Origin of the sequence: Micromonospora sp. NPDC004540, from assembly GCF_040610095.1 — a bacterium.
Classification (GTDB): domain Bacteria; phylum Actinomycetota; class Actinomycetes; order Mycobacteriales; family Micromonosporaceae; genus Micromonospora.
In genome coordinates this window covers 80,332-96,287 of the sequence record NZ_JBEXLR010000002.1, presented here as the reverse complement: position 1 = coordinate 96,287, position 15,956 = coordinate 80,332, and the positions used below count along the sequence as shown (strand labels likewise).

General features: G+C 70.6%; 16 protein-coding genes. 9 read left to right on the top strand and 7 right to left on the bottom strand.

From position 1 onward, the window contains the following. Positions 1-266: 266 nt before the first annotated feature. The 8 genes from ABZV78_RS01300 to ABZV78_RS01265 are packed head-to-tail and all read left to right on the top strand — an operon-like array spanning position 267 to position 9,306. A complete protein-coding gene (locus ABZV78_RS01300; protein WP_355634775.1) occupies positions 267-1,313 on the top strand; it encodes a LacI family DNA-binding transcriptional regulator in 1,047 nt (348 codons plus the stop codon). Between the two features lie 39 nt (positions 1,314-1,352). Next, entirely contained in the window at positions 1,353-2,948 is a 1,596-nt protein-coding gene (locus ABZV78_RS01295; protein WP_355634774.1) for an FAD-dependent oxidoreductase, read from the top strand. 25 nt (positions 2,949-2,973) lie between these two features. Next, positions 2,974-4,257 carry a sugar ABC transporter substrate-binding protein gene (locus ABZV78_RS01290; protein ID WP_355634773.1) on the top strand — a complete coding sequence of 428 codons (1,284 nt, stop codon included), beginning with the start codon at positions 2,974-2,976 and terminating at the stop codon, positions 4,255-4,257. 11 nt (positions 4,258-4,268) lie between these two features. Then, on the top strand, positions 4,269-5,216 hold the full coding sequence (locus ABZV78_RS01285) for a sugar ABC transporter permease (protein ID WP_355634772.1): 948 nt from the start codon (positions 4,269-4,271) through the stop codon (positions 5,214-5,216). Then, entirely contained in the window at positions 5,206-6,048 is an 843-nt protein-coding gene (locus ABZV78_RS01280) for a carbohydrate ABC transporter permease (protein WP_091257740.1), read from the top strand. The genes ABZV78_RS01285 and ABZV78_RS01280 overlap by 11 nt, the downstream gene beginning before the upstream one ends. Continuing rightward, positions 6,045-6,959: an ROK family protein gene (locus ABZV78_RS01275; RefSeq protein ID WP_355634771.1), complete on the top strand. Its 915-nt coding sequence runs from the start codon at positions 6,045-6,047 to the stop codon at positions 6,957-6,959. Before ABZV78_RS01280 ends, ABZV78_RS01275 begins: the two co-directional genes overlap by 4 nt. After that, positions 6,956-7,663, top strand: coding sequence for a putative N-acetylmannosamine-6-phosphate 2-epimerase (locus ABZV78_RS01270; protein WP_355634770.1), 708 nt, complete (start codon positions 6,956-6,958; stop codon positions 7,661-7,663). Before ABZV78_RS01275 ends, ABZV78_RS01270 begins: the two co-directional genes overlap by 4 nt. 2 nt (positions 7,664-7,665) lie before the next feature. After that, positions 7,666-9,306: a DUF4127 family protein gene (locus tag ABZV78_RS01265; RefSeq protein WP_355634769.1), complete on the top strand. Its 1,641-nt coding sequence runs from the start codon at positions 7,666-7,668 to the stop codon at positions 9,304-9,306. An 85-nt stretch (positions 9,307-9,391) separates the two neighbouring features. Here the strand turns inward: ABZV78_RS01265 and ABZV78_RS01260 are convergent, their stop codons facing one another. From ABZV78_RS01260 to ABZV78_RS01245, 4 genes are all read right to left on the bottom strand, one after another. Then, positions 9,392-9,820 (bottom strand): hypothetical protein, encoded by a 429-nt coding sequence (locus tag ABZV78_RS01260; protein WP_355634768.1) that lies wholly within the window; start codon positions 9,818-9,820, stop codon positions 9,392-9,394. Beyond that, positions 9,810-10,745: an ion transporter gene (locus ABZV78_RS01255; protein ID WP_355634767.1), complete on the bottom strand. Its 936-nt coding sequence runs from the start codon at positions 10,743-10,745 to the stop codon at positions 9,810-9,812. Before ABZV78_RS01255 ends, ABZV78_RS01260 begins: the two co-directional genes overlap by 11 nt. 153 nt (positions 10,746-10,898) lie before the next feature. Then, positions 10,899-11,192 (bottom strand): DUF1330 domain-containing protein, encoded by a 294-nt coding sequence (locus ABZV78_RS01250; protein WP_355634766.1) that lies wholly within the window; start codon positions 11,190-11,192, stop codon positions 10,899-10,901. A 200-nt stretch (positions 11,193-11,392) separates the two neighbouring features. Then, positions 11,393-12,349 (bottom strand): sulfotransferase, encoded by a 957-nt coding sequence (locus ABZV78_RS01245; protein ID WP_355634765.1) that lies wholly within the window; start codon positions 12,347-12,349, stop codon positions 11,393-11,395. A gap of 80 nt (positions 12,350-12,429) precedes the next feature. Here ABZV78_RS01245 and ABZV78_RS01240 point away from each other — a divergent pair, with 80 nt between their 5' ends. Further along, positions 12,430-13,329, top strand: a complete 900-nt coding sequence (locus tag ABZV78_RS01240; RefSeq protein ID WP_355634764.1) for a CPCC family cysteine-rich protein — start codon at positions 12,430-12,432, stop codon at positions 13,327-13,329. On the opposite strand, the gene ABZV78_RS01235 is transcribed toward ABZV78_RS01240, so the two are convergent. From ABZV78_RS01235 to ABZV78_RS01225, 3 genes are all read right to left on the bottom strand, one after another. After that, on the bottom strand, positions 13,251-13,610 hold the full coding sequence (locus ABZV78_RS01235) for a hypothetical protein (protein ID WP_355634763.1): 360 nt from the start codon (positions 13,608-13,610) through the stop codon (positions 13,251-13,253). The two genes, ABZV78_RS01240 and ABZV78_RS01235, sit on opposite strands and share 79 nt — an antisense overlap. A 127-nt stretch (positions 13,611-13,737) precedes the next feature. Then, positions 13,738-14,109 carry a VOC family protein gene (locus tag ABZV78_RS01230; protein ID WP_355634762.1) on the bottom strand — a complete coding sequence of 124 codons (372 nt, stop codon included), beginning with the start codon at positions 14,107-14,109 and terminating at the stop codon, positions 13,738-13,740. Positions 14,110-14,202: 93 nt separating this feature from the next. Beyond that, a complete protein-coding gene (locus tag ABZV78_RS01225; RefSeq protein ID WP_355634761.1) occupies positions 14,203-15,609 on the bottom strand; it encodes a hypothetical protein in 1,407 nt (468 codons plus the stop codon). Positions 15,610-15,956: the final 347 nt, after the last annotated feature.

Sequence of the window (15,956 nt, the reverse complement as noted above, 5' to 3'; positions counted from 1 at the left end):
GACCCGTGGCGCTGCCGGGGCTAATACGTATTAGCATCTATGTTTCTCGAATGTTGCGCGTCCGTCGGCGCTCCTGTCAAGAGGTGGCCCGGCGCCCCGTCGATTCCGAAGGGTCCGATGGGGACTCGACGGCTAATGCGCATTACTCCAGCGGGTTCATCGCGACGAAACCTTTCGTCCACCCCTTGACACACACCGGTCCACCCGCCAGGCTCCATCCCAACACCGAGCGCTAATACGCATTAGCCGCACCGGAAGGACCCGCCGTGACCGCTCCCCCCAGACGTGTCACCCAACGTGACATCGCCCGGATGGCAGGTGTCAGTCAGGCGACCGTGTCGCTGGTGCTCAACAACCGGACCGACGCCGAGGTCCGCATCGCCCCGGAGACCCGGGACCGGGTGTTGCGGGTCATCGCCGAGACCGGCTACGCCGCCGACCCCGTGGCGCGCCGCCTCGCCTCGCGGTTCAACCGGATCATCGGCGTCTTCACGTACGAGCCCGCCTTCCCCAGCGGCAGCCGGGACTTCTTCCACCCGTTCCTGCTCGGCATCGAGGAGTACGCCGAGCGGGTCGGCTGCGACCTGCTGCTGTTCACCAGCGCACCGGTGGTGGACGGCCGGCGACGCATCTTCCACCAGGACAACCGGCTGCGCCTGGCCGACGGGTGCCTCCTGCTCGGGCGCGAGATCCCCGGCGCGGAGCTGCACCGGCTCAACGGGGACGGATACCCGTACGTCGCCGTCGGGCGCCGCGACGACGCCGGCGGGCCGGTCCCCTACGTCGGCGCCGACTACGGCACGGCGGTGGCCCGGCTCGTCGAGACGGCGCTGCGGCGCGGTCACCGCCGCCTGACGTACGTGGGGATGGGCATGACCGCCGAGTCCTCGCAGGACCGGCGCCAGGGTTTCGTCGCCGCCGCGACCACCGCGGAGAGCGCCCGCCAGGTGTCCGCGGTGCCCGGGGCGGCCGATGCGACCCTCGACGACCTGCGCGCCGACGGCAGCACGGTGGCCTTCGTGGAGGACTTCGCCACGGCGGTGGCACTGGAGTCGGCCGCCCGCCGGCGCGGCCTGACCGTGCCCGGCGACCTGTCGATCGTGACCCTCGGCGACCCGACGGCCCCGGTCCCCACCGACATCGCGTTCACCGGGTTCCGCATTCCCCGCGAGGAGATGGGCCGGCAGTCGGTGGAGGTGCTGACGGGGGTCATCGACGGCAGCGCGGGCGGCCTCCAGCAGCGACTTCTCCCCTGCGAACTCGTCGAGGGCAGCACCCTCGGCACCCCTGATCCGGCGGTCGACCGACGCTGAGCGGTCGGCCGCGCAACTGGAAGGAAGCAAGTGGTCATCATGCGTGCGGACGTCCTCGTCGTCGGGGGCGGACTGGGCGGTGTCGCCGCGGCGCTCGCCGCGGCCCGGGCCGGCCGGTCCGTCATCCTGACCGAGGAGTTCGACTGGCTCGGCGGGCAGCTCACCAGCCAGGCCGTCCCGCCGGACGAGCACTCCTGGATCGAACAGTTCGGCGCCACCGCCAGCTACCGGGAGCTGCGCAACGGCATCCGCGACTACTACCGTCGCCACTTCCCGTTGACCGAGCGGTCCCGGGCCTGGACCGACCTCAATCCCGGTGCGGGCTGGGTGAGCCGGCTCTGCCACGAGCCGCGGGTGGCCGTCGCCGTCCTGGAACAGATGCTCGCCCCGTACCGCGGTTCGGGCCGGCTGCGGGTGCTGCAGCCGTACCGGCCGGTCGCCGCGGAGGCCGACGGCGACCGGGTGACCGGTGTGACGCTGGCGCACCGCGACCGGGACGAGCGGATCGACGTGGTGGCGCCGTACGTCCTGGACGCCACCGAGACCGGCGAGCTGCTGCCGCTGACGGGCACCGAGTACGTCACCGGGTTCGAGTCGCAGGCGGAGACCGGTGAGCCGAGCGCCCCGGCCGAGGCCCAGCCGATGAACATGCAGGCGGTTTCCGTCTGCTTCGCCATCGACCACGTCGACGGCGACCACACCATCGACCGCCCCGCCGGATACGACTTCTGGCGCGACTACAAGCCCGACTTCTGGGGTGACCGGCTGCTGTCCTGGAAGTCGCCGCACCCGCGCACGCTGGAGATCGTCGAGCGCAGCTTCACCCCCAACCCGGACGACGACCCGTTGAGCGTCAACGCCGACCAACGCGTCAACCCCGGCGACGGCAACCTGTGGACGTTCCGGCGGATCGCCGCGCGGCGTAACTTCACCGACGGCGCGTACGGCAGCGACATCACGCTGGTCAACTGGCCGATGATCGACTACTTCGAGGGTCCGGTCATCGACGTGCCGAACGCGTCGTGGCACCTGGCCAAGGCCCGCGAGCTGTCGTATTCGGTGCTCTACTGGCTGCAGACGGAGGCGCCCCGGCCGGACGGCGGCACGGGCTTCCCCGGCCTGCGGCTGCGCGGCGACGTGACCGGCAGCTCCGACGGCCTGGCCCAGGCCCCGTACATCCGCGAGTCCCGCCGGATCCGGGCCGAGTACACCGTCGCCGAGCAGGACCTGTCCCTGGCGGTGCGGGGCGACCACGGCGCGGTCAGCTACCCGGACGCGGTGGGCGTGGGCATGTACCGGATCGACCTGCACCCGTCGACCGGTGGCGACAACTACATCGACGTCGGCTCCTGCCCGTTCGAGATCCCGCTCGGGGCGCTGATCCCGCGGCGGATGGAGAACCTGCTGCCGGCCGGCAAGAACATCGGCACCACCCACGTCACCAACGGCAGCTACCGGCTGCACCCGGTCGAGTGGAACGTCGGCGAGGTCGCCGGCCTGCTCGCCGACTTCTGTCTGGCGCGGGGCGAGTCCCCGCGTGCGGTCCGCAACACCCCCCGTCTGCTGGCCGACTTCCAGGACCGCCTCACCGCGTCCGGCGTGGAACAGCGCTGGCCGCGGATCGCGGGCTACTGAACACACCCCCGGTGAGGAGAAGATTGTGAGAGCAGGAAAGGCCCTGCGCGGCGTCGCCGTGGCGCTGGCCGGCGCGCTCGCCCTGACCGCCTGCGGCGGCGGTGGCGACTCCGCCGACAGCGGCCCGGCGAAGCTGCGGATGACCGTCTGGTCGGCCAACGAGGCGCACCTCAAGCTGTTCAACGAGATCGCCGACGAGTACCGCAAGAGCCACCCGGACGTGGCCGAGATCAAGTTCGACCCGCTGCCGTTCGAGAACTACACCACCACCCTGACCACCCAGATCGCCGGCGGGAACGCGCCCGACCTCGCGTGGGTGTTCGAGAACTCCGCCCCCGACTTCGTCGCCTCGGGCGCGCTGCTGCCGCTGGACGACACGCTCAAGAAGGCCGAGGGTTACCAGTACGAGGACCTCTCCCCCGCCACCCTCAAGCTCTGGCAGAACGACGGGAAGCTGTACGCGTACCCCTTCTCCACCTCGCCGTTCGGGGTCTTCGTCAACACCGACATGGTCAAGAAGGCCGGGCAGAAGACCCCCGCCGAGCTGATCGCGGCCGGGCAGTGGACCTGGGACAACGCCCTGGCCACCGCCGCCGCGGCGGGGACGAAGTCCGGCAAGGCCGGGCTGGTCATCCGGGACTTCGACTACAAGGGCTGGGACAACCTGTCCACCTTCTGGACCGGGTGGGGCGCCCAGGCGTGGAGCGAGGACGGCAAGACCTGTGGCTTCAACAGCCCGGAGATGGTCGACGCCATGACCACCCTGCACAAGGCCACCTTCACCCAGAAGGCGCTGCCCGGCCCGGGCACGACGGCCGACTTCTTCGCCGGTGACTCGGCCATGACGATCACCCAGATCTCCCGCGCGTCGCTGCTGAAGGACGGCGGCTTCGGGTGGGACCTGGTGCCGCTGCCGGCCGGGCCGAAGGGGAACTACGCGGTGGTCGGCCAGGCCGGCATCGGGGTGATGAAGAAGAGCCCGCACGCCAAGCAGGCGGCCGACTTCCTGTCCTTCCTCACCAACCCCACGAACTCGGCGAAGCTCGCCCAGTTCTTCCCGCCGCCCCGGCAGTCGCAGCTGACCGCCGAGACGCTCGCCAAGACGAACCCGAAGCTCAAGCCGGAGCAGCTGCAGAAGGTCGTCATCGACGGCATCACCAACGGCGTGGTCAAGCCCAGCCACGCCGGCCAGGCCGAGCTGAGCCAGCAGGTCCGCGCCGGCCTCGACCCGCTGTGGCAGCCGAACGCGGACGTCAAGGCCGTGCTCGAGGGCGTCTGCGCCAAGATCCAGCCGCTGCTGGCGAAGTAAGGCAAACGATCATGACCCAGACGGACACCAGGGTGGGCCCGGCGACTGCCGGGCCCGCCCCGGGCCGGGCCCGGCCGTTCTGGACCACCCGCCGCCGGGACCAGCTCACCGGTTACCTGTTCATCGCCCCGCAACTGCTCGGCAGCGTCGTCTTCGTGCTCCTGCCGCTGATCCTCGTGGTCTGGTACAGCCTGCACGAGTGGAATGTGCTGGCCGGCACCTTCGACTTCGTCGGCACCGACAACTACCAGGCGCTCGCCGACGATCCCAACCTCGGCGCGGTGCTGCGCGCCACCGGGCTGTTCTCGGTCGGCCTGGTGGTGTTCAACCTCGGCCTGGCGTTGCTGCTGGCCGTCCTGCTCAACCAGCGGCTGCGGGGCACGATCCTGTTCCGCACGCTGTTCTTCTCCCCCGTGGTGGTCTCGCTGGTGGCCTGGACCATCGTGTGGGGCTTCCTGCTACAGGACAACGGCGGGCTGAACAGCCTGCTCGACACCGTCGGCATCGACGGGCCGAACTGGCTGCGCGGCGAGGGCACCGCGATGCTGTCGGTGATCGTCGTGCAGGTGTTCAAGAACGTCGGCCTGAACATGGTGCTGTTCCTGGCCGCCCTGCAGGGCGTGCCGGCCGAGCTGTACGAGGCCGCGCAGGTGGACGGGGCGAGCCGGCTGCGCCAGTTCTGGCGGATCACCGTGCCGCTGATCAGTCCGACGATCCTGCTGACCTCGATCATCACCGTGGTCGGGTCGCTGCAGGTCTTCGCGCAGATCGCGGTGCTCACCCAGGGCGGACCCGGCACCTCGACGACGGTGCTCGTCTACTACCTGTACCAGCAGGCCTTCCAGTTCCATCACTTCGGCTACGGCGCCACGCTGTCGATCGTGCTGTTCGCCATCGTGCTCGCCCTCACCGTGCTGCAGTGGCAGATGCGCAAGAGGTGGGTCTTCCATGAGTCGTGACCTGTCGCGGCGGACCAAGCTGGTGCTCTACGGGGTGCTGCTGGTCCTGGCGATCCCGTTCGTCTTCCCCACGTGGTGGATGGTCACCTCGTCGCTGAAGCCGGTGGCGGACATCTTCGCCTTCCCGCCGGACCTGCTGCCGACCAACCCGCGGCTCGACGCCTACCGGCGGGTGTTCGAGTTGCAGCCGTTCGGGCAGCAGTACCTGAACAGCCTCTACATCGCGCTGGTCGTCACGGTCGGCACCCTGGCCGTGTCGGCGCTGGCCGGGTACGCCTTCGCACGCATCCGGTTCCGCGGCCAGAACGTGTTGTTCCTGGTCGTCCTCGCGGGCCTGCTCATCCCCAGCGAGGTGACGATCGTGCCGCTGTTCCAGATGTTCTTCAAGCTCGGCCTGGTCAACACCCACTGGCCGCTGATCCTGGTGCCGATCTTCGGCGCGCCGAGCGTCCTGGCGACGTTCATCATGCGGCAGTTCTTCATCAGCCTCCCCGGTGAGCTGGAGGAGGCGGCCCGGGTCGACGGGCTCGGCCGGTTCGCCACCTTCTGGCGGATCGCCCTGCCCCTGTCGCGCCCGGCACTGGGCGCGGTGGCCATCTTCACGTTCCTGCACAGCTGGAACCTCTACCTGGAACCGATCGTGTTCCTCTCCTCGCCGGAGAAGTTCACCCTGCCCCAGGCGCTCACCCAGTTCGTCGACGCCTACGGCGGCCCGATGTGGGACGTGCAGCTGGCCGCGGCGTCGATGACCGCGCTGCCGGTCCTGGTGGTCTTCGTCATCGCGCAGAAGCAGTTCGTCGAGGGCCTCGCGCACACCGGCCTCAAGGGATGACCACACCGGCGCTCGGCATCGACATCGGCGGCACCAAGACGGCGGCCGCGCTGGTCGACCGGGGCGGGCGGGTGCTGGAGCGCCGCGAGGCGCCCACGCCGGCCCGGTCCGGACCCGAGGCGGTGCTGGACGCGGCCGCACGGCTGGCCACCGGCCTGCTCGGCGCGGCCGTCGGGCCGGTGGGGGTGGGCACCGCCGGCGCGGTCGACCCCACGACCGGCGGCATCCGGTACGCCACCGACAGCCTGCCCGGCTGGGCCGGCACCCCGGTCGCCGACGCGCTGGCCGCCCGGCTGGGTCGACCCGTGCGGGTCACCAACGACGTGAACGCCGCGGCGCTCGGCGAATGCTGGGCCGGCGCCGGACGGGACCGCGCTCACGTGCTGCTGGTGGCCGTCGGCACCGGGCTGGGCGGGGCGGTCGTCCGGAACGGCCGCGTCGAGGCCGGTGCCCGCGGCGCCGCCGGCGAGGTCGGGCACCTGCCGGCCCCGGGGGCCGAACGGCTGCGGTGCGGGTGCGGCCGGTACGGGCACCTGGAGGCGATCGCCTCCGGCAGCGGGCTCGCTGCCGCGTACGCCATCGAGACCGGAACCCCGGTCACGGGCCGGACTGTGGCGGACCGCGCGGCGGCCGGCGACGGGGTCGCCCGGCGGGTCGTGGACCGGGCCGGAGCCGTCCTCGGCGCGGCCCTGGCGGGGTTGGTGGCCCTGCTCGATCCCGACGCCGTCCTGGTGGCCGGAGGGGCGGCCGACACCCTGCTGCCCGCCGCGTCGGCCGCCTACGCGGCCGACCTGCCCGCGGGCTGGGCCGACGTTCCGCTGCTGCCCGCCGCGCTGGGCGCCGACGCGGTCCTGGTCGGCGCGGCCCGACTGGCCATGGACAGCCGCGACATCGAAAGGACCAGCCGATGAGCGTGCTCGACGACCTGGCCGGCGGGCTGGTGGTGTCCTGCCAACCGCTGCCCGACGACCCGGACGACCCGATGCGGGACCCGTACGTCCAGGCCCGGGTGGCGGCCGCGGTGGTGCGCGGCGGCGCCGTGGCGGTCCGGGTCAACGGACCGGACGACGTGCGAGCGGTACGCGCCGCCGTCGACGTGCCGGTGATCGGGCTGTACAAGCACGGCGCCGAGGACGTCTTCATCACCCCGACGGCGGCCCACGCGCTCGAGGTGGCGCTGGCCGGGGCGGACATCGTCGCGGTCGACGCCACCGACCGCCCCCGGCCGGACGGACGCACCTTCGCCGACACGGTCCGGGCGATCCGCGAACGGACCGACGCACTGGTCCTGGCCGACGTCTCCACCACGAGCGAGGGCGTCGCCGCCGTCGAGGCCGGCGCGGACGCCGTCGCCACCACATTGTCCGGCTACACCCCGGCCAGCCCACCGACTGACGGGCCCGACCTCGGGCTCGTGGCGCGACTCGTCGCACTGCTGTCCGTGCCGGTGATCGCCGAGGGGCGGTACCGCACCACGGAACAGATCGACCGGGCCTTCGAAGCGGGTGCGCACGCGGTGGTGATGGGCAACGCCGTCACCTCGCCGCTGTGGATCACCCGCCGGCTCGTGCCGGCCACCCCCCGCGCGGCGAGCGCCTCAACGAAGAGGAAGTGAGCATGAGAAGACGCACCCTCCTGGCCGCCGGCATGGCCGGGCTGACCACCGTGGCCGTCGGCCGACCCGCCTCCGCCGGGCCCGCCGACCGGCAGCTGACCGTGGCGCTGGTTCCGTTGGACGATCGGCCGGTCAACACCTACGCCCCGCAGATGACCGCGGCGAGCGCCGGCGCCCGGGTGCAGCTGCCGCCGCGGGAACTGCTCGGCCGCTTCTTCACCCCCGGCGACGGGGCCGCCATCGCCCGCTGGCTCGGCGCCACCGACGGGGTCGACGGGTACGTGATCTCGGTCAGCATGCTCGCCTACGGCGGCCTCATCGCCTCGCGTACCGCCGCACCGACCCTGGCCGCCGCCCTGGAGAACCTGGCCGCCATCCGGAACCTGCGCTCGACCCGGCCGGGCGCGGTGATCGAGGTGCACGACACCATCCAGCGCCTCGCCGTCACCAGCACGGGCACCGACCTCGACAAGTACCGCGACCGGCTGGTCAGCTGGGCGAAGCTCTACGACCAGGTGGTGAACCTCGGGCAGGAGGAGCTGCGGGCCCAGCTCGACGCCGTCCGGGCGCAGATCCCCGACCAGGTCGTCGAGGACTACCTCGCCGCGCGGGCCCGCAACCACCAGGTCAACCGGCTGATGGTCGAGTGGGTCGCCGACGGCACCATCAGCCACCTCGTGCTCTCCGAGGACGACACCGCGCCGGTCGGCCTGGCCCGGGCCGAGCGGGTGGAGCTGGAGGCGCTCGTCGCCCAACTCGGCGTCGGCGACCGGGTGGAGATCTTCCCCGGCGCCGACGAGGTCGACGCGCTGCTGGTGGCGCGGGTGATCGCGGCCGGCACCACGCCCACCTACCGGGTGGAGTACGCCGGCGTCTCCGGCGAGAACTGGACGGCCCAACTGGAGGGCATCCCGTTCGCGGAGAACATCCGCCGGCACGTGTCCGCCGTGGGAGGACGCGTCGTCAGCGGCGACGCGGACATCGTGCTCGCCGTGAACACCCCCTCGGCGGCGCCCGGGCAGCGGGCCTCCGACCTGGACGCCTTCGCCGGGCGGATCGGCGAGCTGCTGGCCGCCGGCACCCCGGTCATCGTGGTGGACCCGATCATCGTGAACAAGGCGGACCACGACCTGGTCGCGCGGATGGAGAGCGGCCTGGACCTCGCGGCGCTGCTGTCGTACTCGGGGTGGAACACCGGCGGCAACGCCCTCGGCCTGGCACTCGGGCACGGCACCGCCCGATGGGCGTACCTCCGCTCCTCCGGCAGCGGGTACGGCGTGCCCGACCTGCACGGGCCCGGCCAGGCGCACGCCGAGTACCTGCTCTACCGGTTCGTCAAGGACGACCCGTGGAAGAACATCGTCCAGGTCGAGGCGTACGCGCACGCGCGGGCGCAGGGCTGGGACCCGCTGGGGCTCACCCCCGCGCAGAAGACCTACTTCGACGGCTGGGTGCGCGATCGGCTGGTGCCGCTGACCGAGCGGTACTTCGCAGACCACTTCGCGGGGCACCGCGTCCTGCTGGGCCGGCGCGGCGCGAAGACGTTCACGGCGACCCTGACCGGCTTCGAGTCGGCCCGGGTCGAGCTGCCGTGGGACCGGCTCTTCGAGGTGATCCTGGAACCCCGGCTGCAGCTGTCCTGACCAGACGACGGTCGCGCCGGCGCTGACCTGCCGGCGCGACCGCGGTGCCGCCACCCGGGAGCGGACGGGCTCACGGCCTCGGACCTCAGTCCGTGAGGCGCAGCAGCGCCCGGCCGGGGAACGGCCGGCCGTTCTCCCGCTCCCAGGTGGCGAGGTGCCGGTTCTTCTCGGCGAGCGACGGCGCCAGGAAGTCGAAATAGCGGAGGATCACGTCGCGGGCCTCACCGACGGTGTAGGTCGTCCCGGACGGCACCGGCCCGAGGCTCTCCACGGTCACACCATCGGGCGTACAGCGCACGACGGCGGAATTGCCCTCGAACTTCTCGTACGCCGAACGCCCGGACGTCACGTCGTCGATGCACCGCAGCAGCTCCAGGCAGTCCGGGGCGTACGTCTGGATGTCGCTGACGAGCTGGGAGCCCAGGTCGCGGAAGTGCCCATCCGGCGTCTGCATGGAAGGCGCGCCGTACTGGTTCCGCTGAAACTCGATGCCGTCCTGCATGTCAGCCCGCACGCTCCCGAATCTGTCGCGGTCGGCCCTGCCCGTCCTCGCGGTCGATCCGCAGCTCCCGCTCGAGTTCGACGATGACGGCGCGCAGGTCGTCCAGCCGTTGGGTGAGCGCGATCCGGTCGAGCTCGTCGGGGATCCCGTCGCCGTCCTCGTCGTAGTCCGGTGCCAGCCGCTCGGTCATCTCCAGCCGGCGGGCCTCCTCCATGGAGTTGACGATGACCGCGATCAGGATGTTGAGCAGCAGGTTCACCGTGATCAGGACGAAGCTGACGTAGTAGACCAGGGTCCACGGCGACACCGCCATGCCCTGCTGGAGCAGATCCGGCAGCGTCTCCAGCGACAGCAGCACGAACAGGGTCAGCAGCGAGCGGCCGATGTCGCCGTACTGCTCCGGGTACCGCTCCCCGAAGATCAACCAGCCGGCCATGCCGTACACGTAGAGGGTGACCGCGGCCAGGGCGAGGAAGCCCGCGACACCGGGAAGGCTCCGCCACAGCGCCGCCACGATGGTGCGCAGCCCGGGTGAGAACCGCACCAGCCGCAGCACCCGGGCGACCCGCAGGAACCGCAGCACCGCCGAGTCACCGTGCAGGCCGGGAATGAAGATGGTGGCCGTCACCAGGAAGTCGAAGACGTTCCAGCCGTGCCGGAAGAAGTCCTGCGGCCGACGGCCGTAGGCCAGCACCCGGATCCCGATCTCGACGACGAAGACGAGCCGGAAGAACCACTCGAACCACCGCAGGGCCGGGTGCGCCGCCCCGAGGTCGCGGTAGGTCTCGAAGCCGAGCACGACCCCGTTGAGCATGATGACCACGACGATCACGACGTCGAAGGCGCGCGAGTCGACGATCAGCCGGCAGCGGTCCGCCAGGCCGGATCGCCGGGCCGGCGATGCGTTTCGTTGCCGGGGCACGGTGGGCGGCCTCACCGCCCCTGCCCGCCCGCGCTCGCACCGGGACCGTGGGACTGAGCAGGTGCGAGGTGCCGGGCAAACATGCCGCCAAGCCTAGAGGTGCGGCCGGCTCACCTCCGTCGCCGTCCCCCGTCCTGGCCCCGCCCCGGGTCTGCCCGTCGCTCGGCGTCAGGGCGTCGCTTCGATGATGCGCAGGTCGCGGTCGGCGCCGTCGCCGAGCGCCCGCAGCGCCTCCTGGTAGGCAGGGGTCTCGTGCGCGGCGAGCGCGGCGTCGACGCTGTCGAACTCGATCAGCGTCGTGCGCTCCAGCAGGCCCGACTCGAACGCGTACGCCGGCAGGCCGCGCGCCAGGACCGTGCCGCCGGCGGCGCGCAGTGCCGGCCCCGCCAGCTCCGCGTACGCGGCGACCTTCTTGTCGTCGCTGATGGACCGGTAGGTGGTGATCCAGTAGGCCTTGGGCACCGTCGCTGTCTCCCGCTCATCCCGCTGGGCATTCCCCTGCTGGAGCGCCCTACGAAGGGTAACGGTCACCGGACGTCGCCCGGTCACGCTTCGACGCACCGGTCCACCGTATGAAGCCCGCGATGCGGTTCGGCTGAAGCAGCGCTCGCCGGCAGTTCGAGGGCGCGACGGGGCCTCGTCAAGGTGGAGAGCCAGAGCCTTCACTCATATCCCATGGCCGGGATGACCTTGCCGAGTGCTTCTTCGATGTACTCGCGGGTTTCGTCATCGAATTGGTTGTTGCGGTTCGTCAGCCGGTGCGACTGAAACGTTGAACGGGTGGCGAAGTCGTCGACGTCGAGCCGTTCGAACAGGGCCTTGCGCTGCCCGGGCCAGTCGGCTGCGAGATCTTCTGCTTTCACCTCGATGTATCGCCGGCCCGTCAGGTCGACCGAGTTCTTCCAGGTGAGCCATCGGTGGTAGACCGGCTTGAGGTAGGCGAGCGCGCCGTCGACGGTGGGCGGCGCCCATGGCTGGGACAGGTGGGATGCGAGCACCGAGACCGGGTGACGCTTGATGTGCACGATGGTCGCTTCGGGAACGAGTTCCCAGAGGAAGTCCATGCACAGCAGGTTGAACGGTGTCTTCTCGCACCAGGTCGGCTTGCCCGCGTCGGCGGCCGCTCCGCCGAACATGGTGTCGATCAGCCCCCGCAGGATTCCGAGCAGTTCGCTCCGGTCGCTGAAATACCTGGGGACTACCCGCCGGCGGCTCGGCGGCTCGAACGGCCCGGCAGGCCGGTCGGCGTTGCCGAAGCCTTCCGCGGGCGCAGGTTCGTCGAATGTGTCGGCGATCAACTGCGGCCAGAGCTGTTGCACCGCGTCCCGGTAGCGCCGCTCGCCGACCAGCTCGGGAACGGTTTTGCCGCGATCGTCGCGCCGGCCGGGCACTCGCACGGTGAGGAAGTCGCTCAGCCGGTGCAGGGCATCCTCACCGATGGTGGGGTCGTATCGATCGGTAAGCGCGTCGGCCAGGTCCCGCAGGCCACCCGGGTCGATGAGAAACTTGGTCTCCATGGGAATCCGATGGATCAGCGGATGCTCGCCGATGATGTCGGCGATCCGCGACGTTCCGGAACGACCCGTACCCGCGACGAAGATCGGTGAGGGGGAAGACATGGCGGGCAGTCAATCTCTCAGCCCGGCGCCTGGGCAAGCCATTATCCCCGTGCGACACGGGTGTCGGGCACACTGATCGCATGGACATCCCCTACCCGTGTGTCTGTTGCGGCTACCGGACGTTGGGGGATCCGCCGGGCTCACACGAAATCTGTCCGGTGTGCCGATGGGAGGACGATGTCTACCAGTTGCGTTGGCCGTACCGGGCGCGAGGCGCGAACAAATCCTCGTTGATCGACGCACAACGCAACTTCGGCAGGTACGGCGCCTGCGACGAGGACAGCCTCGACGAGAACCGAGCCGACCCGGCCGACTACGGCCGAGAGCCGCACTGGCGGACGGTCGACCTTCAGCGGGACCGCTTCGAGCCGGCCGGTGGCGCCCTGGCGGGATGGCCGGACGATCGGACCGTCCTGTACTGGTGGCGCCGACGCACGGGCCGGGCTTGGTGGGAGGACGTGCAGGCCGTCGACCTCCCAGAACCGCCAGTGCACGATACCGATCCAACAGCTTTCGCCGCCGCGGTCCGCGCAGTCGCATCCGTGGCAATGCCCGCCGATCCGGACAATCTCTCCGGCATGGCGATCGACTTCGACCACTACCTGTCCCGGTGCCCGTCGATCCGGGAGGTGACCGTGTCCACGGCCCCCGACCACGCCCAGCAGGTCACGGCTGTCTGTATCGCCGAGCCGGCGGCATCACCGGCCCGTGTCGCGCAGGAGGTCGAGCAAACCTGGCTACGCGACCTGCGATACGGCCACTGGGAAGTCCACCGACTACGCACCACGGCGACCTCTGTCGAACTCGACGTTGCCACCCGCGTCGGCGAGGACGGCTACTACATCACAGGGCTGATCGTCGTGCGGTGGTCGCCCGCCCAGGGCACGGACCGTCATGTTTCTCAGGCTGCGTCGAACCAGGGCTTGCCAGCTGCCCAATGCCGTACCCACCCGGCAAACCCCGGGCTGGCGGTGGTGTGACCGAACTCCGCCCCGAATGGGACCGCGCCCTCACCGCGGCCGTCGCCCCAGTCGTCGGGGATCTCCGCGACGCCTACAAGGCCGTAGTCCGGCGGTCCGGAGAAGGATCCGTCCGTGATCTCGGCGACGAACGTCCGGTACGGCTCCGGCAGAACGATGCCGTGCTCTGCTTCGAAGACGCGTACCCCTGCCCAGCCCAGAGCCGACTCGCCTGCGTCATCCACACCGAAGGCGTTACGGAGCTCGACGAGGTCGTCCGGGTAGGCGTACTCGGTGTTCATGCCGCCGTTGATATCACGGTCTTCGCCTCACGGTGTGCCGGCAGAGTCGACCGGTCTGCAGCGAACTCCGCGGCCGCGCGACCAGCGGCAGATCGGTGCATTGTCCGGGGCTGTTGTGGGCCGTCGATCAGCCGTTGGGGCGTGACTCGATCGCCTGCAGAGACCACCTGTTGCCGTCAGGATCGCCGAAGTAGACGAAGTTGCCCCAGGGCTGCACGTCGACCTCGCTGGCATCGACGCCGGCGTCGAGCAGTTGCCGGCGCGCCGCCTCGGCGTCGGCGACCACAACCTGGATTTCCTGTGTGCCGGGAGTCTTGTCGGTGATGCCCTCGCCGATCACGATGGAGCAGGCCGAGCCGGGTGGTGTCAGCTGCACGAACCGCAGGCTCTCGTGCACCCTGTGATCGTGGTCGGCGTTGAAGCCCACCTTCTGATAGAACGCCTTGGCCCGGTCGACATCGGTCACCGGAACGGGGATGAGTTCAATCTTCCAGTCCATGGTCCCACCGTAGGACGTGGTTACGACCTTCGGCTTCACCACACCATCCGCGGCAGGGGTAGGAGTGTGACGGCGGCAGTGGGCCGGCATCGGTTAGAAGTCACGCCAATCGTCGAACCACTGGTCGGCCAGATGCGCTGGTACGTCAGCCCGGGCGGCGAGTTTCATGAACGCGTCGAAGGCTTCCTCTCGACGAAGCGTGTCGATGATCTCGTACTTCTGGTCGATGCTGTTGAGCGACTCAACCAGCTTCCGCAAGGCCGCTTCAGCTTCGTCGGCACGCCGACGACGATCCTGCGGAAGCTTGTCAATGGTGCGCACCGCGCCGGCGTATGCCTTGCAGGCGGCGGCCCCGCCTCGGGCGTCGTCGTCCACCCAGTCCCGCAACGGGTTGTCCAGGTTGGCTGCCAGCCACGTGTCGGGCTTCGCGCCTTCGATAACCAGACGTACGCCGGTGCCGCGGTGCCGGGCCCTCAGGGCCAGCACGATCGATCGGCGTAGACCGCTGATGCTCAGCTGCGTCAGCGACGCCAGGTCAGGCAGTGTGTCCGCGCCCAGGCCGTAGCCGTCGACAAACTCGATGACGGCCAGCTGGGGCAGACCGGCCAGAACGGCGGCGTCGATCAGCTGTCCCGGTGGCTTGCGCCAGTGGATCCGGAGGCTCTCCAGCTCCGCCAGTCCCCGCGCGGCAGTGGCGGAGATGGTGCCGCCACCGTCCAGGGCGAGCTCTCGAACACCGTGCAGGCCTGCCGGAACCGTCGTTTCCGCGCCGGCGCCGGTCAGGATGAGATGCAGCCATCGGCCGCCGTCCGCCGCGTACACGGCCAGACTCGGGTCCACTGCGGCCAGCTCAAGGCCGTGCAGGCCACGGGGCAGCCGCAGCTCGCGAACATCCGGGCCAGCCAACGACAGGTGTCGCAGACCGGTATCGGTCAGATCCACGACCGGCGGAGCGTCCCGCCACGTCAGCGACGAGACAACAGGGCGGTCTGCCAACGCGCGGGCGAGGCCGCGGTCCGGGCCGGCCCACGTCAACGCCGTGCAGCGGGGTAGCTGATCGAGAGCGGACCACCGAACCGGCCCGGACGTGGGCACCCGCATCGGCCCCGCACCGCTCAGATCCAGTCGAGGGGTGGCCGCGCCGAGCGTCGCCGCCCCGGCGCCGAAGTCGACGTCGACCTGACCGCGAGTGGCCGCCGCACGGTAGGCGGCCTTCGCTGCCGCCGGTAGCTCCCGGTCCCAGCGGCGCTGCCTGACCACGTCGTCGGCAAGTGACTGCCAGCCCGAGTACGTGTTCGACAACGCCGGAACACCCTCAGGAACGGGCAGGCTTCCGATCCACGCGAACCCCGGCGGCACCGCATGCCAACTGCCAATCGACAGGTGGGCAAGGCGGCTGTCGTGGGCATGGTGGTCAAGCGTCAACGGCTCAACGCCGCGCAGGTCGTCCAGGCTCGGCCGGTCCGCGGAATGCCAGCGCAGCGCATACGCCGAGGTCACTCGGCCATCGACGCCCGTGACCTGACATGCTCCATATCCACCGTCTGACAACCTCATCACGGCGACATCGCCGGGTCGGACCGCTCGATCAACCACCTGGCGAAGCTACCCGACCGGGACGACAAACTCCCGGGCCTGCGCCGCGGGGCCGCTGCGATGATCTCGGGAGAACGATCGAGTTTGTGCCGCGCCGGCCCGACTCCGCCGGACAGGGCGATCGTGGCTCGTCCCCGCGGGCGTCTCTGCGCCCAGCCGGCGAGCGGCGGGGTCCCGTGAAGAATTCTTCTGGCCTGGCGTCGGATCCGGGGCGGGTCGTTCGTAGGACAGGTGAGAGGCGGCCGGAGAAG